Annotated in this window: 27 protein-coding genes; 13 read left to right on the top strand and 14 right to left on the bottom strand. The window is 66.6% G+C overall.

Features of this window, described 5'->3' with window-relative positions:
- The first annotated feature begins 240 nt into the window (after window positions 1–240).
- Window positions 241–1,524 (top strand): L,D-transpeptidase, encoded by a 1,284-nt coding sequence (locus DWA33_RS15940; RefSeq protein WP_114359105.1) that lies wholly within the window; start codon window positions 241–243, stop codon window positions 1,522–1,524.
- A gap of 102 nt (window positions 1,525–1,626) precedes the next feature.
- Here DWA33_RS15940 and DWA33_RS15935 read toward each other — a convergent pair whose 3' ends face one another.
- A complete protein-coding gene (locus tag DWA33_RS15935; RefSeq protein WP_114359103.1) occupies window positions 1,627–1,833 on the bottom strand; it encodes a hypothetical protein in 207 nt (68 codons plus the stop codon).
- Between the two features lie 161 nt (window positions 1,834–1,994).
- On the bottom strand, window positions 1,995–4,391 hold the full coding sequence (locus DWA33_RS15930; protein WP_114359101.1) for a P-loop NTPase fold protein: 2,397 nt from the start codon (window positions 4,389–4,391) through the stop codon (window positions 1,995–1,997).
- A gap of 99 nt (window positions 4,392–4,490) precedes the next feature.
- Here DWA33_RS15930 and ettA point away from each other — a divergent pair, with 99 nt between their 5' ends.
- Window positions 4,491–6,140, top strand: coding sequence for an energy-dependent translational throttle protein EttA (ettA, locus tag DWA33_RS15925; RefSeq protein WP_114359099.1), 1,650 nt, complete (start codon window positions 4,491–4,493; stop codon window positions 6,138–6,140).
- Between the two features lie 214 nt (window positions 6,141–6,354).
- Here ettA and DWA33_RS15920 read toward each other — a convergent pair whose 3' ends face one another.
- Together DWA33_RS15920 and DWA33_RS15915 are read right to left on the bottom strand one after the other, a co-directional pair.
- Window positions 6,355–6,615 carry a BrnA antitoxin family protein gene (locus tag DWA33_RS15920; RefSeq protein WP_114359097.1) on the bottom strand — a complete coding sequence of 87 codons (261 nt, stop codon included), beginning with the start codon at window positions 6,613–6,615 and terminating at the stop codon, window positions 6,355–6,357.
- The gene (locus DWA33_RS15915; protein ID WP_114359095.1) at window positions 6,599–6,901 is read right to left on the bottom strand and encodes a BrnT family toxin; all 303 of its coding nucleotides are present in this window, start codon (window positions 6,899–6,901) and stop codon (window positions 6,599–6,601) included. The genes DWA33_RS15920 and DWA33_RS15915 overlap by 17 nt, the downstream gene beginning before the upstream one ends.
- A 99-nt stretch (window positions 6,902–7,000) precedes the next feature.
- Between DWA33_RS15915 and tam the strand changes: the two genes are divergently transcribed.
- The 3 genes from tam to DWA33_RS15900 all read left to right on the top strand — a co-directional run bounded on the left by tam (window position 7,001) and on the right by DWA33_RS15900 (window position 9,742).
- Window positions 7,001–7,771 carry a trans-aconitate 2-methyltransferase gene (gene tam / locus DWA33_RS15910; protein ID WP_114359093.1) on the top strand — a complete coding sequence of 257 codons (771 nt, stop codon included), beginning with the start codon at window positions 7,001–7,003 and terminating at the stop codon, window positions 7,769–7,771.
- 151 nt (window positions 7,772–7,922) lie between these two features.
- Window positions 7,923–8,513, top strand: a complete 591-nt coding sequence (locus tag DWA33_RS15905) for a TIGR00645 family protein (RefSeq protein WP_114359091.1) — start codon at window positions 7,923–7,925, stop codon at window positions 8,511–8,513.
- Window positions 8,513–9,742: a lytic murein transglycosylase gene (locus tag DWA33_RS15900; protein WP_167443224.1), complete on the top strand. Its 1,230-nt coding sequence runs from the start codon at window positions 8,513–8,515 to the stop codon at window positions 9,740–9,742. The genes DWA33_RS15905 and DWA33_RS15900 overlap by 1 nt, the downstream gene beginning before the upstream one ends.
- Before the next feature lie 85 nt (window positions 9,743–9,827).
- Here the strand turns inward: DWA33_RS15900 and DWA33_RS15895 are convergent, their stop codons facing one another.
- Window positions 9,828–10,112 (bottom strand): hypothetical protein, encoded by a 285-nt coding sequence (locus tag DWA33_RS15895; protein ID WP_114359087.1) that lies wholly within the window; start codon window positions 10,110–10,112, stop codon window positions 9,828–9,830.
- Window positions 10,113–10,334: 222 nt separating this feature from the next.
- Window positions 10,335–10,682, bottom strand: coding sequence for a hypothetical protein (locus DWA33_RS15890; RefSeq protein WP_114359085.1), 348 nt, complete (start codon window positions 10,680–10,682; stop codon window positions 10,335–10,337).
- A 368-nt stretch (window positions 10,683–11,050) separates the two neighbouring features.
- On the opposite strand from DWA33_RS15890, the gene DWA33_RS15885 reads away from it, so the two are divergent.
- Window positions 11,051–11,251, top strand: coding sequence for a (2Fe-2S)-binding protein (locus DWA33_RS15885; protein ID WP_114359083.1), 201 nt, complete (start codon window positions 11,051–11,053; stop codon window positions 11,249–11,251).
- A gap of 147 nt (window positions 11,252–11,398) precedes the next feature.
- The gene (gene bfr, locus DWA33_RS15880) at window positions 11,399–11,878 is read left to right on the top strand and encodes a bacterioferritin (RefSeq protein WP_114359081.1); all 480 of its coding nucleotides are present in this window, start codon (window positions 11,399–11,401) and stop codon (window positions 11,876–11,878) included.
- Between the two features lie 131 nt (window positions 11,879–12,009).
- Here the strand turns inward: bfr and DWA33_RS25480 are convergent, their stop codons facing one another.
- The 4 genes from DWA33_RS25480 to DWA33_RS15865 form a co-directional block, all read right to left on the bottom strand.
- Complete coding sequence (locus DWA33_RS25480; RefSeq protein WP_244601318.1) at window positions 12,010–12,213, bottom strand: hypothetical protein; 204 nt, start codon at window positions 12,211–12,213, stop codon at window positions 12,010–12,012.
- Window positions 12,210–12,551 carry a hypothetical protein gene (locus DWA33_RS25475; RefSeq protein ID WP_244601317.1) on the bottom strand — a complete coding sequence of 114 codons (342 nt, stop codon included), beginning with the start codon at window positions 12,549–12,551 and terminating at the stop codon, window positions 12,210–12,212. Before DWA33_RS25475 ends, DWA33_RS25480 begins: the two co-directional genes overlap by 4 nt.
- A 134-nt stretch (window positions 12,552–12,685) precedes the next feature.
- Window positions 12,686–14,389: a methyl-accepting chemotaxis protein gene (locus DWA33_RS15870; RefSeq protein ID WP_114359256.1), complete on the bottom strand. Its 1,704-nt coding sequence runs from the start codon at window positions 14,387–14,389 to the stop codon at window positions 12,686–12,688.
- Window positions 14,390–14,697: 308 nt separating this feature from the next.
- Window positions 14,698–15,327: an SOUL family heme-binding protein gene (locus DWA33_RS15865; RefSeq protein WP_114359080.1), complete on the bottom strand. Its 630-nt coding sequence runs from the start codon at window positions 15,325–15,327 to the stop codon at window positions 14,698–14,700.
- A gap of 150 nt (window positions 15,328–15,477) precedes the next feature.
- Between DWA33_RS15865 and DWA33_RS15860 the strand changes: the two genes are divergently transcribed.
- Window positions 15,478–15,744: a DUF2277 domain-containing protein gene (locus DWA33_RS15860; protein WP_114359078.1), complete on the top strand. Its 267-nt coding sequence runs from the start codon at window positions 15,478–15,480 to the stop codon at window positions 15,742–15,744.
- Window positions 15,745–15,773: 29 nt separating this feature from the next.
- Here DWA33_RS15860 and DWA33_RS15855 read toward each other — a convergent pair whose 3' ends face one another.
- A complete protein-coding gene (locus tag DWA33_RS15855; protein ID WP_114359076.1) occupies window positions 15,774–16,376 on the bottom strand; it encodes a collagen-like domain-containing protein in 603 nt (200 codons plus the stop codon).
- A gap of 197 nt (window positions 16,377–16,573) precedes the next feature.
- Window positions 16,574–17,623: a zinc ribbon domain-containing protein gene (locus DWA33_RS15850; protein ID WP_114359074.1), complete on the bottom strand. Its 1,050-nt coding sequence runs from the start codon at window positions 17,621–17,623 to the stop codon at window positions 16,574–16,576.
- Between the two features lie 273 nt (window positions 17,624–17,896).
- On the opposite strand from DWA33_RS15850, the gene DWA33_RS15845 reads away from it, so the two are divergent.
- Complete coding sequence (locus tag DWA33_RS15845; RefSeq protein ID WP_181902422.1) at window positions 17,897–18,322, top strand: hypothetical protein; 426 nt, start codon at window positions 17,897–17,899, stop codon at window positions 18,320–18,322.
- On the opposite strand, the gene DWA33_RS15840 is transcribed toward DWA33_RS15845, so the two are convergent.
- The gene (locus DWA33_RS15840; protein WP_114359072.1) at window positions 18,315–18,869 is read right to left on the bottom strand and encodes a hypothetical protein; all 555 of its coding nucleotides are present in this window, start codon (window positions 18,867–18,869) and stop codon (window positions 18,315–18,317) included. The two genes, DWA33_RS15845 and DWA33_RS15840, sit on opposite strands and share 8 nt — an antisense overlap.
- A 285-nt stretch (window positions 18,870–19,154) precedes the next feature.
- On the opposite strand from DWA33_RS15840, the gene DWA33_RS15835 reads away from it, so the two are divergent.
- Window positions 19,155–20,447 (top strand): flavin-dependent oxidoreductase, encoded by a 1,293-nt coding sequence (locus DWA33_RS15835; RefSeq protein ID WP_114359070.1) that lies wholly within the window; start codon window positions 19,155–19,157, stop codon window positions 20,445–20,447.
- Window positions 20,448–20,464: 17 nt separating this feature from the next.
- Here DWA33_RS15835 and DWA33_RS15830 read toward each other — a convergent pair whose 3' ends face one another.
- On the bottom strand, window positions 20,465–20,653 hold the full coding sequence (locus DWA33_RS15830) for a hypothetical protein (protein ID WP_114359068.1): 189 nt from the start codon (window positions 20,651–20,653) through the stop codon (window positions 20,465–20,467).
- Window positions 20,654–21,262: 609 nt separating this feature from the next.
- On the opposite strand from DWA33_RS15830, the gene DWA33_RS15825 reads away from it, so the two are divergent.
- The 3 genes from DWA33_RS15825 (at window position 21,263) to DWA33_RS15815 (ending at window position 22,723) form a co-directional block, all read left to right on the top strand.
- Window positions 21,263–21,775, top strand: coding sequence for a hypothetical protein (locus DWA33_RS15825; RefSeq protein ID WP_114359067.1), 513 nt, complete (start codon window positions 21,263–21,265; stop codon window positions 21,773–21,775).
- Between the two features lie 137 nt (window positions 21,776–21,912).
- Complete coding sequence (locus DWA33_RS15820) at window positions 21,913–22,104, top strand: hypothetical protein (protein ID WP_114359065.1); 192 nt, start codon at window positions 21,913–21,915, stop codon at window positions 22,102–22,104.
- Window positions 22,105–22,189: 85 nt separating this feature from the next.
- Window positions 22,190–22,723: a GNAT family N-acetyltransferase gene (locus DWA33_RS15815; protein WP_114359252.1), complete on the top strand. Its 534-nt coding sequence runs from the start codon at window positions 22,190–22,192 to the stop codon at window positions 22,721–22,723.
- Window positions 22,724–23,165 lie beyond the last annotated feature (442 nt).

The following is a 23,165-nucleotide window of genomic DNA, read 5'->3' as shown; positions in this document are numbered from 1 at the left end:
GCTGCTTGCACCCGGTTGTCCGCGGACGCTCGGAGCTTTGGATCGGCCGCACGGTTTCGCCGGGTCTCTCTGGACGCACGCCGCCGATCTCGGCGGTTTTTCGAGCTCCGCGACGGCTTCGCGAGGCCAATACCGGCAAAATTCGCGTGATTGTGCCGGCATCGTCTTGAATGCGCCGCGATCCTCCGGCATCCCGACGCCGTTAACGGTCCGGTTGCCGCTCCGATTTACAAACGGGTTATGATGAACAAGCGCTTACTGACGTTGCTGGCGTCCGCCGCCGTGGTCGCCGCGGGAACCTCCCCCGCGCTCGCGCAGAGCTATCCCTCGACTCCCGGCGTGTATGTCGGGCAGGCCGGTGACGACCGTCCCGGGCTGCCGAATTTCGACAGCGTCGACGACGAGGATGCGCCCATCGCCCGCGACTCCGGGACGCTGCCTCCGCCGGGACCGGTGACGTCGCCGGACGATCCGCGCTATGGCCGGCAGCTCGGTGCGCCGGTCTATTCCAACGCCGCCCCGCAGGGACCTGTGCTGTCGCCGGACGATCCACGCTACGGCCGCCCGATGGCGGCTCCGACCTATTCCAACGCGGCCCCGGCCGCCGCCCCGCAGGGGCCGGTGCTGTCGCCCGACGACCCGCGTTACGGCCGCCCGATGGGCGCCACGAGCTATTCGAACGCGGCCCCGGCCGCAGCGCCGCAGGGACCGGTGATGTCGCCGGATGATCCCCGCTACGGCCGCCCGATGAGCCCGCCTTCGGTGATCTATTCCGACCGCGGCGACGGCATGCGTCCGCCGGCGGGCGTCGACGCTGGGCCGGCCGGCACGGCCGCGGCATCGCCGCAGATCGGCGCCGACGGCAGGCCGCTGCAGGTCTCGGCGTTGCCGCCGGAAGACCAGCCGGAGGCCGAGCAGAGCGTGCAACTGCCGCCGAATCTGCGCCGGCAGGAAGTCGACTTCAAGACCAAGGAGCCGGCCGGCACCATCGTGGTCGACACCGCGAACACCCATTTGTACTACGTGCTCGGCAACGGCCGCGCGGTTCGCTACGGCGTCCGCGTCGGGCGCGACGGCTTCACTTGGACCGGCGTCCAGAAGATCACCCGCAAGGCGGAGTGGCCGGATTGGCATCCGCCGACCGAGATGATCGAACGTCAGCCTTACCTGCCGCGCTTCATGGCCGGTGGTCCGGGCAATCCGCTCGGCGCCCGCGCGATGTATCTCGGTTCGACCGTCTACCGCATCCACGGCACCAACCAGCCGTCGACGATCGGCAAGTTCGTGTCCTCGGGCTGCATCGGCATGCTGAACGAAGACGTCGAGGACCTGTTCGAGCGCGTCAAGGTCGGCACCCGCGTCGTGGTGATGCCCGGGGCGCCGCCGAAGCCGACCGCCACCGCGCAGGCGCAGCCCGCTGCCACCACCGCGACCGGACAATCGATGCCGCAGCAGCTGGCGCCGCTGCCGGGCGCACAGCCGACCTCGGTGCAGCCGCTGCCGGCGCCGGTCACCATCCGCTGAGCTGATCCGTCGCTGATACGCGATTTCTGAACGGACAGAACGCCCGCCGGTGACAGCCACGGCGGGCTTTTTGTTGGCCGGTCGACGAATCTCGGCGGCGGATCAGCCGTGCGGCGGGGGCTTGTGACCGTGCTTGGCGCGCCAGGCCGGGCCGGGGCCGCGCATGTAGTACAGTTCGGGTCGATACGGCGTGAACGCCTGAACAATGAACAGCCGCCAGAACAGGCGGATCTCGGCCAGCAGGCTGTCGTCGCGCGCGCCCTCCGGCTCGTCGCGTCCTGCTTCGCTGGTGGTGGTGAGGCTCGCCATCGTTCTGCCCCTGGTCGGCGCGTTCCGGCGCGACGGCGCATGTTCGCCGCTGTCGATGACGAGTGTTGGACGAGGCCGTTAAGATTGTCTTCGAATCGTTCGCATTCCGTCAGTTCGCGAGAACAGGCTGAACGATGCGTTAACGACGATCGGGCGTGCCGTCAGTAGGAGCGTTTGAACGAATAGCGACGCACCAGTCTGGCCATCTGCAAATACACCTCGACCGTGAACGCCTGCGGGTGCTCTTTGTCGATGGTGCGGATCGCGTCAGCGAGCGCGGGCTCCAACGCGACGGCTTGCTTCAGCAGACCGCGTCCCGTGCCGGCGGCGCCGGATGCGGCCGGTGGCGTGGCTTCGCCATACGCCGGATCCCGCAGTGCGTCGGCCAGAACTGCGTCGCGCGGCAGCGCATCCAGCGCCGGGTAGAACAGCTCGACCAATTCGAGCGGCTGGCCGGTTTCGATCGCCGCCAGCAGCGTGGCGACCGGGTAGCGCGGCGGATCGCCCGATCTACCGAGGAACTGCGCCAGATCGCTGTCGGACAGCCGGGCTCGCACGATCCGATAGATGTTCACCAGCCGCTTCACGGCGCGCGGCGACTTGCAGGCGAGCGCGCCGATGAAGGGACTCGCGAGCAGCGCGACCTCTTCCGCCTCCAGTTTGAGCGAGGCCAGCGCCGCGTTCACCGCGCCGAACTCGTCTTCCTCCGGAACCGGCTCGCCCGGCAGCGCCAGGGCACCGCCGGGGGCTTCCAGCCCGTTTCCGGCGAGCTCGCGAGCAAAGTCGGCGTCCAGCCGGGCCGAGGTCGATGCCAGCACCGACTTGAAGATGTTCAGGCCGGGTGTCGCGCGCTCGTTCTCTTTCAGGAGCGTTCGCACATAAGCGCCGTAACTGCCTTCGGCGGCGCCGTCGCCGAGCGTCAGACGTTCCAGCCAGAACGCGATCTGGAAGATCTTCTCCAGATAATCGAGCGCCTGTTTGCGCCGCGCGATGCTCGGGACTTGCAGGGCGTCGTTGCGGGAAGCGCTGTCCTTGTCGAACGACTTGGCGATCGCCGCCTCGATCCAGCGCACGTCGACCCCGACCACCACCACGAACAGTTCAAATGACAGCAGCAGGTGGATCGCCTGCAGCACCGCGTAGACCTGCTCGTGGCTGCAGCGGTCGAGATCGTCGATATACAGCACGATCCGGTCGGGCACGCGCAGGCCGGCGCCATCACCGGCCGCCAGCCATTTGGCGCGCAGCGCTGTTTCGTCCCTGGACAGCGGGACGCCTTGTTGAAACTTGTCGTCGGCCTTGCGGCCGCGCCGGGCAGTGGCGACGATGGCATCGAGCTGCTCGAACGATCGTCGCGCCCGGCTGACGATGCCGACGTGCTTGTCGTACTCGCGCACGTCGCTGTCTTCGAACAGGAAGTAGCGCAGGATGGTGGCGGGTGCATCGGCAGGCTGGCCGTGGAATGCGGACAGTGGCTTCTGCGAGGCCGCGAGCTCCGCCTCGGCGGCGGTCAATGCCGCGGCGGCCTCGGCTGCTTGCTTGCGTTTGGCTTCGAGATCCTTGGCGGCCTTCTCGCGCGCGCCTTCGACTGCCTTGGCGTAGGTCCAGGCGCCGTCCATGATCGGCTTGGCCGTCCGGAACGCCTGCCACAGCGCGCCGAGCGCCGCGAAACTGCCGGCACCCCAGGCGCCGATCCGCTGATACAAGGTCGCGGCATCGGCCGTGTCGATCGCCGGCAGTGCGATGCCGATGGCGCAGATCGCGATCACCGCAACGATGCCGAGCCAGGTGGCCGGGCCGCCGCCGATCAGGATGCGTCCGATCAAGGCCAGCTTTCCCGGCGCCGAGACAGCGTCCGCAACGGCGGCAGCGAATGTCTTGGTATCCGCCGCCAGATCGTCGCGATAGACGCGGCGGCCGATCTCTTTCAGCTTGGCCTGGTTGTCCTTGCGGATGGTCTCGAAATCCGCCTGGAGCTGGTCCCAAGCCAGCGCGATTTCGCTGGCGGCGAGCTGCTTCTCCGCAAGCGTCAGGGCCGCGGTGGCGGTTTCCAGCTTGCGCTTGGCGTCGTCCACCTTGCCGGCCGCCTGGGCAGCGCTCGCCTCCAGACTTCTCACCCTGGCGGCGACCTTGGTGATCAGCTCCTGATAATCGCGCTGCCGGCCGCCGTCATATCCGCCGCGGCGAAGCTGATCGAAGAACACCGCGGTGAGACTGGCCCACAGATTGGCGTCGGCGAAATGCCAGGCGTTGAACCGGACCTGGACGATGTCCTCGACGAAATTGGGCTCGTCCTCCGCCGGTGCAGGGGCGGCGCGGCCCATGGTCGGCGGTGCGGTGAGTCGTTTAACCTCGCTCTGGATGCCTTCCATGAAGGTCGACTTGCCGGAGCCCCATTCGCCCAGCAGGCAGATCGACAGTGGCGGCGTCGCCTGTTCGAGGCAGATCATCCGCGCGAAGGCATTCACATCGGCCCGGATGCCGAGCGGATCGGCAGCCCTGGACGGAATCGTATCGGACGTGAACTCACCAGCTTCCGTCTGCTCTGTGGCCACCATTGTCGGCCCCGCAGCGACCGCATCGTCGATTGTGAAATGCGGTTGGTTTCGCTAGAAGAGGCATCCTCTCTCAAAGCTCGTGAAGGTTGCAAGGCCAAAATGGCTCGCCAGTTCGTCTATTTCATGCAGGGCCTGACCAAGGCCTATCCGACCCGCAAGGTGCTGGATAACGTCCATCTGTCGTTCTACCCGGACGCCAAGATCGGCGTGCTCGGCGTCAATGGCGCCGGTAAGTCGACCCTGCTGAAGATCATGGCTGGGATCGACAAGGAATATACCGGCGAAGCCTGGGTCGCCGAGGGGGCCCGCGTCGGCTATCTCGAACAGGAGCCGCAGCTCGATCCGGCGCTCACCGTGCGCGAAAACGTCATGCTCGGCGTCGCCAAGCAGAAGGCGATCCTCGATCGCTACAACGAGCTGGCGATGAACTACTCGGAGGAAACCGCCGACGAGATGACGACGCTGCAGGACCAGATCGAGTCCGCAGGGCTGTGGGATCTCGACAGCAAGGTCGACCAGGCCATGGACGCGCTGCGCTGCCCGCCGGACGACGCCGACGTCAGCAAGCTGTCGGGCGGCGAACGCCGCCGCGTCGCGCTGTGCAAGCTGCTGCTCGACCAGCCCGACCTGCTGCTGCTCGACGAGCCGACCAACCATCTCGACGCCGAGAGCGTGTCGTGGCTGGAAACGCACTTGCGCAACTATCCCGGCGCGATCCTGATCGTCACCCACGACCGTTACTTCCTCGACAACGTCACCGGCTGGATCCTCGAGCTCGATCGCGGCCGCGGCATTCCGTACGAGGGCAACTACTCGTCCTGGCTGGTGCAGAAGCAGAAGCGGCTGCTGCAGGAAGGCCGCGAGGATGCGGCCCATCAGAAGACCCTTGAGCGCGAGCAGGAGTGGATCGCGGCCTCGCCGAAGGCCCGCCAGGCCAAGTCCAAGGCTCGCTATCAGCGCTACGAGGAACTGCTCGCCAAGGCCAGCGAGAAGCAGACCCAGACCGCACAGATCATCATTCCGGTCGCCGAGCGACTCGGCAACAACGTGGTCGATTTCGAGCACCTCACCAAGGGCTTCGGCGATCGGCTGCTGATCGACGATCTCACCTTCAAGCTGCCGCCGGGCGGCATCGTCGGTGTGATCGGCCCGAACGGCGCCGGCAAGACCACGCTGTTCCGGATGATCACCGGGCAGGAGAAACCGGATTCCGGCACCATCACGGTCGGCGAGACCGTGCGGCTCGGCTATGTCGATCAGTCGCGCGACGCGCTCGATCCGAAGAAGACCGTCTGGGAAGAGATCTCGGACGGCAACGAGCTGATCCTGCTCGGCAAGAAGGAAGTCAATTCCCGCGGCTACTGCTCGGCGTTCAACTTCAAAGGCGGCGATCAGCAGAAGAAGGTCGGCTCGCTGTCGGGCGGTGAACGCAACCGCGTCCACCTCGCCAAGATGCTGAAGTCCGGCGCCAACGTGCTACTGCTCGACGAACCGACCAACGACCTCGACGTCGACACCCTGCGCGCGCTCGAAGAGGCGCTGGAGGATTTCGCCGGCTGCGCCGTGATCATCAGCCATGATCGCTGGTTCCTCGACCGTATCGCCACCCACATCCTGGCGTTCGAAGACGACAGCCACGTCGAATGGTTCGAAGGCAACTTCCAGGACTACGAGAAGGACAAAATGCGCCGTCTCGGCCAGGACGCCATCATCCCGCACCGGGCCAAGTACAAGAAGCTGACGCGCTGAGGCGCGTCAGCTAAGCCAGTCTGAGGATGTTCGCGCTGTTCGATTGAACCGGCCGCGGTCAACCTGTCGTGGAAGGTGACGAGAGTTGCTCCGAAGCGGCTCGATGTCGCCAGATGGATCGCAGCGGGAGCAGAATCGAACTTCCTCTCGGTCTGGCCGCCTTAGGTCTTGGTATGTCCCGCCGGAAGTTAGAGCTGATTTTCAAGCGAGTAGGCTACCCCACCTTCTCGCTCAGCCACATCTTGATCAGCGACTGATACGGCACGTCGCGCTTGTTGGCGGCGACTTTGATCTGCTCCAGCATGGCGACGGGGAGGCGTAGCGAGATCGAAACGGTAGATGGCTTGAGGTTTGGAAAGCGGACGGGGACCGCCTTCGACAAGTCGAAATAATCCGCAGTGTCGTGCGTCTCCCAGAATTGACGCTCTTCAGCTTCGCTTGCGAATTTCGGAACCTGCTTAAGCTTCTTGGCCATATCTCGCGCGCTCCTTTGCGCTCATCGGTCGGGCAGATATCACACGCAACAGAGTGCCATCCTGGCGTAGCGTGAAGCTGATCTGGATGAGCCGTCCGGCGTCGGTCTGCCCGTAAGCATGATACCTCGGCTCTGACGTGCTGTGCGTCCAGTCGGTGAAGAGCAGCAGCGGCGTGTTGGCGAAGACTTGCTCGGCCTCGCCGCGGCTTACGGCGTGCTTCTGCGTGCTCTTGGTCGAGTTGCCATCGTCCCAATCGAAGCCGACGACGCGGCTCAGGTCGATCATCTGTATATGTCACAAATATACGATCGCTGGAGGATATTGCAAAATCCTTCCCGATCAATAGCTTTCCCCTCGCAGACTCGGGGGCGCAAGGGACGCTGAATGGCCGACTGGAATGCCGAGCAATATCTGAAATTCGAAGACGAGCGGACCCGGCCGGCGCGGGATCTGCTGGCGCAGGTGCCGACCACGGCGCCGCGCAAGGTCGCCGACATCGGCTGCGGCCCGGGCAATTCGACCGCACTGCTGGTCGAGCGCTGGCCGGAGGCCGCGGTGATCGGCGTCGATACCTCCGCCGACATGCTGCGCCAGGCGCGCGAGCGGTTGCCGGAGCACAAGTTCATCGAGGCCAATGTGGCGCACTGGGCGCCGCCGGCCGGCACCGAGGTGCTGTTCGCCAACGCGGTGTTCCAGTGGGTGCCGGACCACCTCAAACATCTCAAGCGGCTGGTCGCCGGGCTCGATGCCGGCGGCGTGCTCGCGGTGCAGATGCCCGACAATCTCGACGAGCCGTCGCACATCATGATGCGGGAAGTCGCGTTGCAGGAGCCGTGGCGGCAGCAATTGTCGAAAGCCGCCGAGCTGCGCGACACGCTGCCGAAGCCGGGTGTGTATTACGACGCGCTGCGGCCGCTGTGCAGCCGGCTGGAGATCTGGCACACGGTCTACAACCACGTTCTCGACGGGCCCGAAGCGATCGTCGAATGGGTCAAGGGCACCGGACTGCGGCCCTTCATCGATCCGCTCGAACTGCACGAGCGCAAGGGCTACCTGGCCGCCTACACGGCGCGGATCGCTGCCGCGTATCCGCCGCAAGCCGACGGCAAGGTGCTGTTGCGGTTTCCGCGGATCTTCCTCGTCGCCGTCAAATAGCCGGCGTGGCCGGTGATCCGGTGTGGTTGCTCGGCGCTGCCGCTGTGTCAGCCCGAACTGCGGTTAAACGCCGCTCCCGGGACTCTCGACAGAATCGAAGGAAGTTCCCAAGTGACTGTTCGCCCCACCACGCTGTTCGGAGCTTTCTTTCATGTCGATGACACCCGAGACGCCGCTGCCGCCGAAGGGCGAGCGGCTGCGCCCGATTCCGATGCTGATCTTCGGCTCGCGCTGGCTGCAATTGCCGCTCTATGTCGGCCTGATCGTCGCCCAGGGCATCTACGTCGTGCTGTTCCTGAAGGAGCTGTGGCACCTGTTCCAGCACTCGTTCGATTTCAGCGAACAGCAGATCATGCTGGCGGTGCTGGGTCTGATCGACGTCGTGATGATCTCGAACCTGCTGGTGATGGTGATCGTCGGCGGCTACGAGACTTTCGTGTCGCGGCTGAACCTGCGCGGCCATCCCGACGAGCCGGAATGGCTCAGCCACGTCAATGCCAGCGTGCTGAAGATCAAGCTGGCGATGGCGATCATCGGCATCTCCTCGATCCATCTGCTGCGGACCTTCATCGAGGCCGGCAATATCGGCGCCGAGGGCCGGGTCGGTGGCTACACCGAAACCGGGGTGATGTGGCAGACCATCATCCACACCGTGTTCATCCTGTCGGCGATCGGCATCGCCTGGGTCGATCGGATTTCGAATCTGGCGATCGAGGAAGCCAAGGCGCACGCCGGGCATTGATGCGATGGGCACGGGCGGCGGGCCTCGTCGGCGCGCTGCTGTGGCTGGGGCCCGCGACGGCGCTGGCCGCCGACGCAGGCTTCGCGCGCTTCCTCGCCTCGTTGTGGCCGGAAGCGCAGCAGGCCGGCGTCTCGCGCGCAACCTTCGATGCGGTCACCGCCGGCCTCGAGCCGGACTACAAGCTGCCCGACCTGATGCTACCGGGCCGACCGAAGACCGGCGCACCGCGGCAGGCCGAATTCGTCCAGGTCCCGGCGGACTACGTCAAGGAATCGCGGATCGAGAACCTCGCCGCGCACGGCCGCAAGCTGCTCGACAAGTACCGGTCGACGCTGAACGGAATCGAGCGGCGGTTCGGCGTCCCGGGGCCGGTGGTGCTGGCGATCTGGGGCCGCGAAACCGACTACGGCCGTTACAAGCTGCCGTACGACGCCGTGAGGGTGCTGGCGACCCAGGCCTATGTCGGGCGCCGCAAGGAGCAGTATCGCGTCGAATTCATCGAGGCGATGAAGATCATCAGCGACGGAGTGGTGACGCGGCAGGGCATGCGTTCGTCCTGGGCCGGTGCCACCGGTCTGACCCAGTTCCTGCCGTCCGAATACTACAAGCACGGCGTCGATTTCGACGGAGACGGCAAGGTCGACATCTGGCATTCGGTGCCGGACGCGCTGGCGTCGGCGGCGCAGCAGCTCGTCAACAAGGGTTGGCAGAGCGGCGTGCGCTGGGCCTATGAGGTCAAGGCGCCGGCGCGGGCCGATTGTACGCACGGCGTGCCGGAGGTGACCAAGCCGATCGGCCAGTGGTTGCACGAAGGCTTTGCGCTGGCGCGGCCGGCCAAGCTGACCGCCGAGGAACTGCGGCAGCCCGCGTCGCTGCTACAGCCCGAAGGTATCTACGGTCCGGCGTTCCTGACCACGAAGAACTACTTCGTGATCAAGGAATACAATTTCTCGGACCTTTACGTACTGTTCGTCGGCCATCTCGCCGACCGGATGACCGATCCGCGTCCGTTCGCGACGCCGTGGTCTGCTTCGTCGCAGCTTCGCACCAAGGACGTCGAAGCGATGCAGCGCGGACTGACGCGGCTCGGCTTGTATCAGGATAAGGTCGACGGCAAGGCCGGGATGCTGACCCGCGCCGCACTCGGCGCTTATCAGAAGCGCGCCGGGCTGAAGGTCGATTGCTGGCCGAGCGAGCCGGTGCTGCGGTCGATCGAAGCGGCACGCTGATCGCAAACGAAAACCCGGCCGATCGCTCGGCCGGGTCGGATACTTGCGGGAGGCGCGGGATGCGCGCGGCTCGGAACGCTCTCGATCAATCGCACACGCGGACGCGGCGCGAACGCCACACGCCGGCGTAGTCGTCCCAGAACCGCTCACGCACGAAGCGGCAATCGGGCTCTTCGACATAAACCGGGGCGGGTTCGGCGTAGGCCGGACGGCTGGCGGCGATCGCGCCACCGAGCAGGGCGCCGCCGATCAGGCCGCCCGCGACGCCGGCGGCGATCCGGCCGCCATCGGCCTTGGCGGCCGGTGCAATGCTGACCAGCGACCCGGCAACGGTCGCGGCCGCAAGCAGGACGGTAACAGTCTTCTTCATTTGAGAGGCTCTCCTGAGATCGCGCCGCGCCTGGCGCTTGGTGAACGAACCGGTAGTCCCCGACGGCACAGCACCAAAAAAGCGCAATGCCGTCAATTGTCGCAACTCGCAGGCCGGATCAGTGTCGCCGAAAAACGGTGTTTTTCGGGCCGAGGTCACGCGGCATCCCGCGGAGCGTCCGGGCTGTAGATTTCGTCGGATCGGACGGTGAAAGGTTCACCGTCACTCGCAGACGCGGATCCGGCGGATTCGCCAGCCATAGCCGTCCCAGAATTGCTGCCGCTGCCAGTAGCAGCCGCCATAGTAGCCGGGCGCGACCACGTAAGCCGGGGCGGGGCGGTAGCCGTAGACGTAGCGCGGGCCGTAGCCGTAACCATATCCGCCGCCGTAATAATAGCCGGGGCCGCCGTAGTACGGCGAGGCGAGCGCGCCGCCGATGAGCGCGCCGCCGATCAGCCCGGCGGCGATTCCCGCGCCGAAGCCGTCATGTGCCTGTGCGGGCGCGGTTGATCCAACCGCCGCAACCGCCAGCGTCGCGGCCGCGGCCAAAGCCATCATCGACTTTCTCATGGCATCACCTCTCGAACGAGCACCGGACCCGATGGGCCGCGGGCGCGACCCCGCCATGGTCCAGCACCCGTAACCTTTCACCAATCGATTGAACGAACCATGAATACGGCCGCCGCAGTGCCGCCATTGTCGGTCGTACCGCCGAGCAATCAAGCGCAGAGCCAGCGGCCGCGCAGCCTTGCCGAAGATGCTGGGGCATCCTCGTGGCCCCGCGAAATGTAGAGCGGATCTAAACAGCCGGAGTGTCGTGGTTGACGGAAATCAAGCCGCCTATCGCAGATTGGAATAGCTTGAATTTGCACGTTTTCCTTTTGCTTCAGCGACTGCAACTCACTATTCGAAAGCTGCGACCTGCTGGATTGAGACCGATGATCGTTTGTTCTTGCAACGTCCTCAGCGACCACGACGTCCGCGCCACGATGCATTCCGAGGGTGGACCCGCTCGGAACCCGGGCGAGGTGCACCGCTGTCTCGGCTGCAGTCGCAAGTGCGGGCGCTGCATGCACACCATCAAGAACATCATGAACGAAGCGCTGTGCGGCGCTGATCATCGTCACACGGGCTCCTGATTCGTCCTTCTGATCCGTCCTTCGGGCACCCCCAGCCCGTGCCGTGCACAGCCGGGATTGCATTTCACCCGCAGTGTGATCTAGAATTATTCTAATTCTAAAGCGGCCGCGCCAGCGGTTCGCCGATTGCAGGAGTGACGGAACCACATGAAGGGCGATGCAAAGGTCATCGAGTATCTCAACCGCGGGCTGCGCAGCGAGCTGACGGCGATCAACCAATATTGGCTGCACTATCGGCTGCTCGACAATTGGGGCCTGAAGGACCTCGCCAAGGTCTGGCGCAAGGAATCCATCGAGGAGATGGTGCACGCCGACAAGTTCACCGATCGGATCCTGTTTCTCGACGGCTTCCCGAACATGCAGGTGCTCGATCCGCTGCGGATCGGCCAGAACATCAAGGAAGTGCTGGCCGCCGATCTGCAGGCCGAGCTCGACGCCCGTGCGCTCTACCAGGAAGCGGCGACCTACTGCCACAGCGTCAAGGATTACGTGTCGCGGGATCTGTTCGAGGAACTGATGAAGGACGAGGAAGGTCACATCGATTTCCTTGAGACCCAGATCGATTTGGTCAATCGGGTCGGCGTCGAGCTGTATCAGCAGCGCCACATCGGCGAGCTCGATCACTGATCGTGAAGTCAGGCTGCCTCCATCCAGTGGGGGCAGCCTTGTTCCGAGTCGGCTGCCAATGCGAGACCGGACAAGCCGGACGGTTGAAACGAAGCTGCCGGGTCTGATTGCCGGCATTCCCGGTCAGGCTCTCAGCTCGTCCGGCGCGGCTCACGCGCCTGCGGCAACGAGCAGTCCTTGTAGGCTGCCTCGATCGCGGCGTCCGAGCCGTCGACCTTGAAGACGGCGGTGCTGGTTCCGGCGTTCAGCGACCTGATCCGCACCACGAGCTGACTGGACCCGCGCAGGTCGGCAATGAACTGCTGCAGCGCTGCGGCGTCTTCGATCACGATCACCCGAAAGCCGAGCAACACCCGCATTCCACACTGTCGTGTCCCGGCTTGTCGTCGAACCGATAGCCGAGGCTGGTGTTGCGATCGCTGCCAATTCTGAAGCCGAAATTGACCTTGGCGATCGGCCGGTTCTCAAAGCAGGTGAGCTGCAGCGTCGCCGGTGCCGCCATCAGCGGGTCGGTGCTGTTCGAGGCCCGCGTGGTCAGAGTGAAGGCGCCCGCCACCGGCGTCCCGGTGATCAGGTCCGGTCGCTGATCGATCCGCCAACTGCCGGACTTGAGTGATTCATTGCTGACGCATCCGGCCAACGCGATGGCGATCACGCAACTTGCAACACGCACTGCAACCTCCCCCGGCCGCAGCTCAAATCTGCAATCATGGGATGTGAAATGCAAGGTCAGATGCGAACGGTAGAAACGGCAACGGCCCGGCCTCGCGTGAGGCCGGGCCGTTGCCTTTGCTGACACGGAAGGCGTTACGCCGCGCGCACCGAGCTGAGGAAGCGCGCCACCTCGGTCTTGAGCTGAGTGCTGTCGCTGGACAGCGACCGCGCCGCCGCCAGGACCTGCGACGACGACATCCCGGTCTCCGCTGCGCCGCGCTCGACGTCGGCGATGTTGGCGCTGACCTGCATGGTGCCCTGCGCCGCCTGCTGGACGTTGCGCGAGATCTCCTGGGTGGCCGAGCCCTGCTGCTCGACCGCCGAAGCGATCGCCGACGAGATCTCCGACATCTGGCCGATGGTGGTGCCGATCTCCTTGATCGCCGACACCGACTCTTCGGTGGCCGACTGCATCCCCGAAATCTGCTGGCTGATTTCGTCGGTCGCCTTGGCGGTCTGCTCGGCGAGCGCCTTCACTTCCGCTGCGACCACCGCGAAACCGCGACCGGCCTCGCCGGCCCGCGCCGCCTCGATGGTGGCGTTCAGCGCCAGCAGGTTGGTCTGGCCGGCGATGGTGTTGATCAGATCGACGACGTCGCCGATCCGCTGCGCCGCGGTGGCGAGCTGATTGATGCGGTCGTTGGTCTTGTTGGCCTGCTGCACCGCGGAGCTGGCGATCCGCGACGAGTCCTGGACCTGACGGCTGATCTCGTGGATCGACGACGCCATTTCCTCGGTGGCGGAAGCGACCGACTGCACGTTGCTGGTGGCGATTTCCGACGCGCCGGCGACCGCGGCGGTCAGCTTTTCGGCTTCCTCGGCGGTGTGCGCCATCTTGCTGGCGGAGGCTTCGAGTTCGGTCGACGCGCTCGACACCGCTTCGACGATGCGGCCGACCGCGCCCTCGAAGGCGTCGGCGAGCTTCTGCATTTCCTGCTTGCGCTGCAACGCCGCCATTTCGTCCTGGTGCGCCTTCTGCTCGGTTTCCTCGCGCGCCCGGTGATCGGCGTTCTCGCGGATCACCACTACGGTCTTGGCGATGTCGCCGATCTCGTCGCCGCGCGCCGCGCCGGGGATCTCGACGTCGAGCTCGCCGCCCGCCATCTTGCCCAGGGCGCCGTTCAGCCGCATCAGCGGCCGCGAAATGCCGAAGAAGGTGAATACCATCGAGATCACCAGCGAGGTCATCACCAGCATGCCGAGCGCGAAGTTGATCCGGTTGGCACTGAACAGCTCGTCCGAGGCCTGCTTCTTGGTCGTTCTCGCCGATTGTTCGGCGCGATCGACCGCCTCGCGCATCAGGCCGAGCGCCTGCGTCGCCATCGATTGAGTCTGCGACACCAGTTGATCGCGTCTCGCCTTGTCGGCGTCGCTGGCAGTGCCGCTCAGCACCGACTTGATCACGGCACCGGCCTCGGTCATCGCACGATCGTACTGCGAGGCCAGAGTACCGATCGACTGCAGCCGCTCCTTCTCGGCGCCGTCTGTGGCCTGCGCGACCGCGATCGCGATCTGCCGGTCGGCCGTCTCGCGCGCGTCGTGCAGCGTCGTGACGGCCGCCTCGAGCTGCGCCGGCGTCGCGGCGAGGCGAAGCTCGGCGGCAGCGAGCTGCATCCGGCGCAGCGCGACGTTGGCTTCGAGACCGTGATCGGCGACCATCTGCAAGGCGTCGGCGCGGGCGTTGACGACGTTGATCGATCGCTCGGTCGTCAGCTGATTGGCCGCCATGCCCAGCGACAGCGCGATGCTGGTCAGGCTCGCAAAGCCGAGCTTCATGCCGATACTGTTGAGTCTCATGTCGAGAACCTTCGTATTGAGCGGGTGCGCCAGGACAAGGCAGGACCGCGCCGAAATCGTGAGTTGCGCCATGGCGCATCGCGGCCAGCACTACGCCCGACCTCGTGAAACCACGGTTAACAAAGGACGTCCGAAATCGCGTGTTGAGGCAAATGGTTACCTGCAATCAGCACGTTACGGCGTGAATCGTTCTGTGAGGTGCCTTACGTAGTCTTACGGATGTCACAGAAGCCGTATCCGGCTGCCTTCGCCGAGCGATGCCTGAACCATGCGCGCGATGCGCTTCGAAGCGCTGCCGGTGGGGAGGATCAGCGCCGCGTGACTTGCACCGCGGCTTCGTTGCGGCGGACGAAGGGGAGCGTGAACGGCGCGTCGTAGAACAGGCCGTACGGCGCGCCGACCGGCTGCCACGGCGTGTTGGCGAGCGCCGCGATCAGTTGCTGCTCGCGCTCGCGCAGGTCGCGGCCGGTGCCGGAGAAGCGCAGCGTCGCGATGGTCTGCTCCGGCACGGTGACGATCTGGACCCGCGCGTCGTCGGGCTTCGGCGCAGTATCAGCCGAGAAGGTGGCCGGCAGAAAGAACCGCATCCGCGTCATGCGGTCCTGCGTCGCGGATTCGACCGGGGCCGTCATCGCAATCTTGGCCGGACGTGCGACATCGACCGGCACCGTCATCGCGACGCGCTCGGAGGCGCCCGAACTGCCGCGATTGGCGCCGGCGATGTAGTTGAACAGCAGCGTGAACGCCTGGCCGTCGGCATTGCCGCGGCGCTCGAGGTCGACCTCGGCGGCGACGCGCGGCGCGTAGCGGCGGATCTCGACCGCCTCGGCGGGCCGGTCGAGCACGGCGTAGCTCGGCTCCTCGTACAGCCGCAGGCCGACGATGCCGAGCACGGATTCGACGACCAGAACCGTGTAGTACCAGATCGTCGAAGCCATGCCGCCGTCTCCGCCGTTCGTTGCGCGCCTTGGCGTCAGCTAATCATCGCACGGCGTTCGGCAAGGCTTTGTGTCGCGGCGGTTCCGTGTTGTCTCGCGGGTGGCCTCGATTACCATCGGCGGCCTGTCGACACGCGAAGGGCCGCTGCCATGTGCCGCAACATCAAGACGCTGTTCAACTTCGAACCGCCGGCGACCGACGACGAGGTCCGCGCAGCCGCGCTGCAATTCGTCCGCAAGCTGTCCGGATTCAATGCGCCGTCGCGAGCCAATGCCGCGGCGTTCGATCGCGCCGTGAGCGAGATCACCGGCGCCGCGCGTACGCTGCTGACGTCGCTGCAGACGCCAGCCGCGCCGCGCGACCGCGACATCGAAGCGGCGAAGGCGAGGGAACGATCGCGCGCGCGGTTCGGCTGACCGCCACGCGGCGATCCTGCGCAAGCCGCTCAGTCCTTGTGCTTGCGCTTCTTCTTTTTCTTGCCGCCATCCGGGTTCGCGTCGTCGTCCTCGACGATCTCGGCTTCGGCATTGGCGGCTTCGATCGCGGCGGCGACCTCGCGCGCGGCGGCTTCGCGCGCTGCCTGCTCGAGCGCTTCGGCGGCGATCCGCTCCTCGAGTTCGCGTGCCTCGCGCGCCCGCTGCGCCTTGTAGTCTTCGTAGGCGTCGAAGATCAGGTGCAGCCAGGGCATCACCTGGTCGATCGAGGGCAGCGCGCCGGCGGGGCCGGGCTCACCGCGGGGGCCCTGTTCGCCGCGCGGACCCTGCTCGCCACGGGGGCCTTGTTCACCGCGGGGCCCTTGCGGGCCGGGTTTGCCTTGCGGGCCGGGCTTGCCGTCGGGGCCAGGCTTGCCGGCGACGCCGGGCTTGCCTTGCGGACCGGCCTTGCCGATCGGTCCGGGTTTGCCGACCGGACCCGGTTTGCCGCGGGGGCCTTCGGGGCCGGGACGGCCCGGATGTCCTTGTGGTCCCGGTCGGCCCGGTTCACCGGGACGTCCGCGCGGGCCCTGTGGCCCCGGACGTCCGCGGCGGGTGGATTCAGTTTCAGCCACGCAACGCCCCCAAACGATTCTTGACGACGCGACTGTACCAGAGCTTGCGTGACGGCTTCAATTCCGCGCCGAGGCGGCAGCGGCCGACGTGAATGAGGCCGACGTGAATGAGGCCGACGTGAATGAGGCCGACGTGAATGAGGCCGACGTGAATGAGGCCGACGTGAACGATGCCGGCGCGAGGTCGCGAGGCGGCGCTACTCGGCGGCGTCGCTGCGCGCCACCGCGTCCGCCGCCGCCGGCTTGGTGGCGGAGGCGGCCGGCGCAGCGTGGGACGCTGCGCTCGCCGCGGCGGAGAACACCAGACCGTCGTCCTTGCGGCAGATGCCGTAGGTGCCGGCGCTGTTCGAGGTCAGCGTGATCACCGGGTCGTTGCACTTGTCGCACACCAGCGTGCCGGCGCCGTTGAGATGGCCGGGCAGGCGGTCCTGCTTGTTGAGCAGCGTGCATTGCTGGCCGAGCGGATCGATCGATACCTTGGCGCCGCAGGAAAAGCAGTAACGCGTCTCCGAATGCTGCTTGCCCTGGTCGATATTCGCCGGGATCTTGCTGGCGCACACCGGGCAATTGACCGACACCGCGCGGGTGAATTGCGAGGCGCCCGGCATCCGCAGAAAGATGTTGCCGCTGGTCGAGCGGTGAGCGTGGAAGCGCTGGCCGCAATGCGGGCAGGTCGGCTTGGCGCTGTCGCCGGGCAGGCTGCCGACCTGGAATTCGACCTGCTTCTTGCAGGCCGGGCAGTTCTCGGTCTCGGTGACCAGCTTGCGCTCCGGGGTGCGGCCGTCGGTGATCCGCGCCTCGATCTGGAGCGTATCACGTGCGGTCAGCATCTCGATCACGTCGAACGGCAGTTGCCGGCCGGTGATCTCGCCGAGCTCGTGGGTGACGCCGATCAGATTGTCGATGCACTGCTCGATCTGCGCCAAGTACACGGCAGCGGGGATCGACTCGTCGCGGCCGCCCTTCACCGATTTGTGGATCTGGCTGATCGAAGTCTCGAGCTGGCGCGCCAGCACGTCGAGATTGGCGGCCATGCGGGCTTCGGCGGCGCGCTGGCGCAGCGTCCACACCACCGCCAGCGTGGCGAGGCTGGCGCCGAAGATCGCCGACACCTGACCCCAGAACCAGATCCAACCGGACTGGGTGCCGAGCGCGAAGCCGAGCACGATCATGAACAGACCGGTGCAGGCGGCGATGGTCTCGACCGGATGGGCCGAAAACACTTTCATGAAGGCTTTGCGCAGCACCGCTTGATCCTCGGAAAACCGTTCCTCAACCTATCGTCAATTCCGCCGCGCCGGAAGCCGGGCCCCGTAAAATGGCAGGGTTTTACCCATCGAACCGGCCTCGACGATGGTCGTGTCGGCGCGTAGCGGCGCTGCGTGTCAGTTGCATTTACCGCCATGTCCCGGTGGCCCGCAGCCCCTGCTATGCTGACTCGATCGAATCGTCCTCGCGACCGCGGGGCTGAAAACTGTACAGCCGGAACGCTCGGGTCCGGTGATCGAAGGGGGATGATGATGCGTCGTTGGTTCGGGATTGTTGCCGCCCTGCTGCTGCTCGGTGGCTTCGTCACCGGCGCGCGCGCCGACGAGGGACGGATCACGCTGACGATCTACAAAGGCGGCTGGGTGATCGGCGGCTCCGGCGGCTCGGGGATGCTGAACTTCCACGGCAAGCGCTATCCGCTGTCGATCGGCGGCTTGTCCTACGGCCTGGTGTTCGGCGGCTCGAAGGCGCAGCTGTCGGGGCGCGTCAGCAACATCCGCTCGCCGCGCGACGTCGCCGGCGTGTACGGCGCGGTCGGGGCCGGGGCTGCGATCGGCGTCGGCGCCCGCGCCATCGTGCTGCGCAACGAGAAGGGCGCGGTGCTCGAACTGTCCGGCTCGCAGGTCGGCCTGATCGCCGACCTCGATCTGTCTGGTCTGGCGATCGGTTTCAAATAGTCCGGCCACGGCGCGGGCCCGAACGACTGCGCCGCGACGGAAGCTTGCGGCGCTCGGCGCACGGGCCGCAAGGCCCGCAAGGAACCGGCGCGCCGAACAGCTCGGCGAGCCGTGCGTCCTGCAGCGCGATCGCGTCGTACAACCCGAACACCTCTGCGGCACGCGGCGTGCCGATGATGTCGTCGCGCCGCAGTGCGTGCGCGGCCAGCCGGTCGAGGCCGTCCGCGAGGCTGGCATCCTGCACCATCACGGCCGGGCCGGTCGGGGCGATGAAATGATGCAGCCGCACGACGGCGCGGTCGGACGCGGTGGTGCCGTCGCCCCAGCGCCCGCAGATCAGGTCGAACTCCGCACCGTGTTCGGCGATATGGCCGACCGTCCACCACACCGTATAGGCCGCGACGGCGGCGTCCGCCGTCGAGATCGTGCCCGAGACACGGCGGCTGATCTGGCCGCAGCACTCACAGCGGCCTGTGACCTGATCGGCTTCCGGGCTGACCCGTAGCGCGTCCGGTTTGGAGGTGACGCCTTCCTCCGGACTAATCACGACCGGGCATCCTGTCGGGCGCGGGCAGGGCGGCGATCTGCTGCGCCGACGCTGCGCTGAACGACTGACAACGACACCGCATCGACGCCTCCGCTGTAACCAGGTCAGCCGTTCTGCAATTCCTGATTGCAGAACGTTCCCGATATGTTCGTGGCCGTCAAGCGCCGTCGTCGGAACGAAAGCCGAATACCGGCGGCGCCGCACCTGCCGGCCTCCCTTGCTTGCCTCGCCCGGCGTTGCTGGCTACAGCAAGTCGAAATCACAAGCGGGTAGGACGTCCTTCTCATGAGCGACAGGGTGATCATCGCCGGCGGCGGCATTGGCGGGCTTGCGGCGGCGTTGACGCTGCATCAGATCGGCGTGCCCTGCGTGGTCTATGATGCGGCGCGCGAGATGCGCCCGCTCGGCGTCGGCATCAATCTGCAGCCGAACGCGGTGCGCGAACTGCTCGACCTCGGCATCACCGAAACCGATCTCGATCGCGTCGGCCTGCCGGCGAAGGAATGGGCGCTGGTCGGCCTCAACGGCAACGACATCTATGCCGAGCCGCGTGGCAAGGCCGCCGGCTATCGCTGGCCGCAATATGCGGTACATCGCGGCCGCTTCCACATGCTGCTGAACGAGAAGGTGATCGAGCGGCTCGGCGCGGACGCGGTGCAGCTCGGCCGCCGCGTCACTTCCTATCGCAAGACCGCAGACGGCGTCGTGGCGACGCTGGAGCATGCCGATGGCGGCAGTTCCGAAATCACCGGCGCGCTGCTGATCGGCGCCGACGGCATTCACTCCGCGGTGCGGGCGCAGATGCATCCGAACCAGCCGCCGATCCATTGGGGCGGCGCGGTGATGTGGCGCGGCACGACATGGGGCAAGCCGACCCGCAGCGGCGCCTCGTTCATCGGCCTCGGCACGCATCGCCACCGCGTGGTGATCTATCCGATTTCGCATCCGGATCCCGCGACCGGGCTGTCGATGCTGAACTGGATCGCCGAGGTCACGCTCGACAATGCCGACGGCTGGAAGCAGCAGGGCTGGTTCCGGCAGGTGCCGACCTCCGAGTTCGCGCATCATTTCGACGGCTGGGTGTGGGATTGGCTCGACGTGCCGGCGATGATCCGTGAGGCCGACTCCGCTTACGAGAACCCGATGATCGACCGCGATCCGGTGAGTACCTGGCGCGACGGCCCGGTGCTGCTGATCGGCGATGCGGCGCACGCGATGTATCCGACCGGCTCGAACGGCGGCACCCAGGCGATCGTCGACGCGCGCGAGCTCGGCGCCGCGATGGTGGCGCACGGCGCGACCGAGGCGGCGCTGGCGGCGTTCGACACCAAGCTGTGCGGCCCGATCTCGCAGCTGATCCTGCGCAATCGCGGCGCCGGCCCGTTCGGCCTGCTCAACCTGGTCGACGAGCGCTGCGGCGGCACCTTCGACAACATCGACGACGTGATCTCGCCGGCCGAGCGCGCCGCCTTCATGGCCGGCTACAAGGCCGCCGCCGGTTTCGCGATCGATCACCTCAACGCCGCGCCGCCGACGATTGCGCCCGGCGCGCGGGTGAAGGTGCCGGCGGCGGCGTGAGGCGCCGCGCGAAGGACTTACCCTTCACGCGCGTGATCGTCTGATGGGTGATCATCATTCGCCGCTGGTGGTGATGAGGTCATTGCGGCCGGCTTCGCCATCTCGCGCCGGACGCGGCTGTTGATCCGAAACAGCGTGTGCACCTTGCCGTCGGCGGTGGCGCAGCCGCCGCGCATGTTCGGAAGTATCAGGGTCGCTTCGCTCATCGCATCTCTCCATTCGCTGTGATGCGATACTAATCGCGACGACAATTGTCTGGTTCGCGTCAGCGCCGTGTTATCGTTAACGGTGGGTTAACGCGCACCAGGTGCGCGGTCAGGCGCGGCGAGGGCCGTTCGGCCTTGGACATGCAACCACAGTCTCGCGGCGCCGCAGCGTCCGAGCCATGCGCCCGTCGTCGTCACGACGAGGGGCGGGCGCGCGCCGCGCGGCGCAAAGTTGGTGGTTGGTCGCGACGGCTTGCGATCCATCGCGAAGGCGCCGTCACGGCGCGCCCACCAGCGGCGATGTTTGGGTATCGGGGCCCTTTTGCGCGCTTCGCGTCGTCGCCGGGCTCGACCCGGCGACCCATCATCTGGACGAGGGCGACGATGGCACAGCGGGTTATCGTTGGATGGATACGCGGGTCGAGCCCGCGCATGACGAGGGCGAATCCCCTCTCCGCGATGGCGTCGTGGCGATGCGGCCTGCGCCCGATCCGGCGCGCTTGGATCCTCCACGCGAGGCCCTGCGACCTTCGGCGATCGTGCGCTCAGATCAATGCTGCGGCCTGCGGCCTTGTTAGGTTGCGGCTCTGTCTTGAACTGGAGGTTGTCATGATCGCGCGTCGTCGTCTTGCTGGTTTGGCTGTCGCGTTGCCCGTGCTCGCCGCGGCGGTGCTGGCGCCGCCGTCGCCGGCGCGCGCCGGGGACGGGCTGGAGCCGTACGCGCCGCTCTTGGTCGAGCTGCCGGGCTGGAAAGCCGGCAAGCTCGGCGGCCTGGCGATGCAGGACGGCGGCAGCCGCATCGTGGTGGTGCAGCGCGGCTACGCGCGCGGCGAGATCCATGTCAGCGTCCAGCTGCTCGCCGGCGCGCCGGCACAAAGTCGGCTGGCGGCCGGTGGCACCGGGATGAAGACCGAAGCCAGCCACGGCCCGGCCAGCACCACCACGATCGACGGCTTCAAGGTGACGCGGACGTTCCAGGCCAGCGACAAGTCCGGCACCATCCTGATCGCGCTCGGCCCCGCCGCCGCGCTGTCGCTGTCGTTCAAGGGCCTCGGCGAAGACGAAGCGCTGGCGACGGCGAAAGGCTTCGACTGGAAAGCGATGCGGGCGGCGGTGAAGTAGCGGCCGGGTCTGCTGCGTCGTCGCCGATGCGCGGACGGCGAACGCAGCGCCGCGTCCGCGCAGATCGGCGCCCGCCGCAGTGCCAAAGCAACCGACGCCGCGCCACCGCGTTGGTCCGGGCAACCAAGGAGGTTCCCATGAGCACTAACGGCGCGCCGGACGACAAGCACAAGGTCGAGACCCCCGCCAGCAAACGCGGCGCAGACCCGGCGCCGCCGCAGCGCAGCACCATCGCCGGCCGGACCCCGAGCGCATCCCCCGAAACCATCCCGCTCGACGAAGCCTCGCCCGGCGCGGAGGCCGACAAGGAGCAGGCCGAGCGGCGCTGACGCGCAAGCACATCGCCGGCGACTGCGGTCGGTCATTGTCAAAGAGTGCGCGGCGCAGCGCCGTGCGCCAATGGCCTTTCTCGGCATGGCGGACATAGACGACGCGCCAAACCAGCCACGCTCCCGTCTGTCGGCTCCTGTTCCCCTGACGATTGCACACGATCTGTCGGCGTTCGATTGCGGTGAGCCGGTGTCGAACGACTGGTTGCGCCAACGGGCGCTCAAGAACGAAAGCCGCTTCTCGCGCACCTACGTGGTGCGCGAGGGCAATCAGGTCGTCGGCTATTTCTGCGTTTCAGCGGGCGCGGTCGAGCGCGCCGCAGCGCCCGGCAAGGTCCGCCGCAACGCGCCCGACACGATCCCGGTGTCGGTGATCGGACGGCTGGCCGTCAGCCGCTCTCATGCCGGAAGGGGGCTCGGCGCGGACCTGCTTTCGGACGCGCTGCGCCGGATCGCGCTGGCGTCGCAGAGCATCGGTATCGGCGCGGTTCTGGTCCACGCCAAGGACGATGCGGCCAAGCGCTTTGATCTGCGCTGCGCCGAATTCATCGAATATCCCGAAGACAGCCGGACGCTGTTCCTGCCGATCGAAACGCTGGTCGCGGCTTTGAGTGAGTAGCCCGCGTGAGCGCAGCGACACGCGGGGGTGAGCGAACATGAGAGTCCCGGGTATCGCTTCGCTCACGCGGGCTACGCTTGCTACGCGAACCCGGATCCCCGAAGCGTTCTGCAGCTTCGCTGCGTACCCAGGAATGACTCGCGGATAGTTTGTAAACCCGTGGGTAGCTTGGACCTCGTAGCGTCGCTCCGCGCCCAACCGTCATCCCCGCGTAGGCGGGGATCCAGTATCGCGGAGCGCTCGCAGCAAAGCACCCCATCGCCACAGGCGCTCTGGAATACTGGGTCGCCCGATCAAGTCGGGCGATGACGCCGTGAGTGAGGCAGGCGCCCCGCATCTCCCCGTTCTCCGATCCACACTGTCAAACAGCCACGGCCAATCGCTCTCGCGGCTCGATGAGCCCGAGTTGTGCGCCCGTCGCTATCGCAGCGAGGGGCGGGGC

The organism is Rhodopseudomonas pentothenatexigens, assembly GCF_900218015.1.
GTDB classification, from domain to species: Bacteria; Pseudomonadota; Alphaproteobacteria; order Rhizobiales; family Xanthobacteraceae; genus Rhodopseudomonas; species Rhodopseudomonas pentothenatexigens.
This window is presented reverse-complemented; position numbering and strand designations above follow the sequence as displayed.

What these genes read in the sequence shown, in the direction of transcription:
- DWA33_RS15940 (WP_114359105.1), top strand. Translation starts at nt 241, where the DNA reads ATGATGAACAAGCGCTTACTGACGTTGCTGGCGTCCGCCGCCGTGGTC.
- DWA33_RS15935 (WP_114359103.1), bottom strand. Translation starts at nt 1,833, where the DNA reads ATGGCGAGCCTCACCACCACCAGCGAAGCAGGACGCGACGAGCCGGAG.
- DWA33_RS15930 (WP_114359101.1), bottom strand. Translation starts at nt 4,391, where the DNA reads ATGGTGGCCACAGAGCAGACGGAAGCTGGTGAGTTCACGTCCGATACG.
- ettA (WP_114359099.1), top strand. Translation starts at nt 4,491, where the DNA reads ATGGCTCGCCAGTTCGTCTATTTCATGCAGGGCCTGACCAAGGCCTAT.
- DWA33_RS15920 (WP_114359097.1), bottom strand. Translation starts at nt 6,615, where the DNA reads ATGGCCAAGAAGCTTAAGCAGGTTCCGAAATTCGCAAGCGAAGCTGAA.
- DWA33_RS15915 (WP_114359095.1), bottom strand. Translation starts at nt 6,901, where the DNA reads ATGATCGACCTGAGCCGCGTCGTCGGCTTCGATTGGGACGATGGCAAC.
- tam (WP_114359093.1), top strand. Translation starts at nt 7,001, where the DNA reads ATGGCCGACTGGAATGCCGAGCAATATCTGAAATTCGAAGACGAGCGG.
- DWA33_RS15905 (WP_114359091.1), top strand. Translation starts at nt 7,923, where the DNA reads ATGTCGATGACACCCGAGACGCCGCTGCCGCCGAAGGGCGAGCGGCTG.
- DWA33_RS15900 (WP_167443224.1), top strand. Translation starts at nt 8,513, where the DNA reads ATGCGATGGGCACGGGCGGCGGGCCTCGTCGGCGCGCTGCTGTGGCTG.
- DWA33_RS15895 (WP_114359087.1), bottom strand. Translation starts at nt 10,112, where the DNA reads ATGAAGAAGACTGTTACCGTCCTGCTTGCGGCCGCGACCGTTGCCGGG.
- DWA33_RS15890 (WP_114359085.1), bottom strand. Translation starts at nt 10,682, where the DNA reads ATGAGAAAGTCGATGATGGCTTTGGCCGCGGCCGCGACGCTGGCGGTT.
- DWA33_RS15885 (WP_114359083.1), top strand. Translation starts at nt 11,051, where the DNA reads ATGATCGTTTGTTCTTGCAACGTCCTCAGCGACCACGACGTCCGCGCC.
- bfr (WP_114359081.1), top strand. Translation starts at nt 11,399, where the DNA reads ATGAAGGGCGATGCAAAGGTCATCGAGTATCTCAACCGCGGGCTGCGC.
- DWA33_RS15870 (WP_114359256.1), bottom strand. Translation starts at nt 14,389, where the DNA reads ATGAGACTCAACAGTATCGGCATGAAGCTCGGCTTTGCGAGCCTGACC.
- DWA33_RS15865 (WP_114359080.1), bottom strand. Translation starts at nt 15,327, where the DNA reads ATGGCTTCGACGATCTGGTACTACACGGTTCTGGTCGTCGAATCCGTG.
- DWA33_RS15860 (WP_114359078.1), top strand. Translation starts at nt 15,478, where the DNA reads ATGTGCCGCAACATCAAGACGCTGTTCAACTTCGAACCGCCGGCGACC.
- DWA33_RS15845 (WP_181902422.1), top strand. Translation starts at nt 17,897, where the DNA reads ATGCGTCGTTGGTTCGGGATTGTTGCCGCCCTGCTGCTGCTCGGTGGC.
- DWA33_RS15835 (WP_114359070.1), top strand. Translation starts at nt 19,155, where the DNA reads ATGAGCGACAGGGTGATCATCGCCGGCGGCGGCATTGGCGGGCTTGCG.
- DWA33_RS15830 (WP_114359068.1), bottom strand. Translation starts at nt 20,653, where the DNA reads ATGAGCGAAGCGACCCTGATACTTCCGAACATGCGCGGCGGCTGCGCC.
- DWA33_RS15825 (WP_114359067.1), top strand. Translation starts at nt 21,263, where the DNA reads ATGATCGCGCGTCGTCGTCTTGCTGGTTTGGCTGTCGCGTTGCCCGTG.
- DWA33_RS15820 (WP_114359065.1), top strand. Translation starts at nt 21,913, where the DNA reads ATGAGCACTAACGGCGCGCCGGACGACAAGCACAAGGTCGAGACCCCC.
- DWA33_RS15815 (WP_114359252.1), top strand. Translation starts at nt 22,190, where the DNA reads ATGGCGGACATAGACGACGCGCCAAACCAGCCACGCTCCCGTCTGTCG.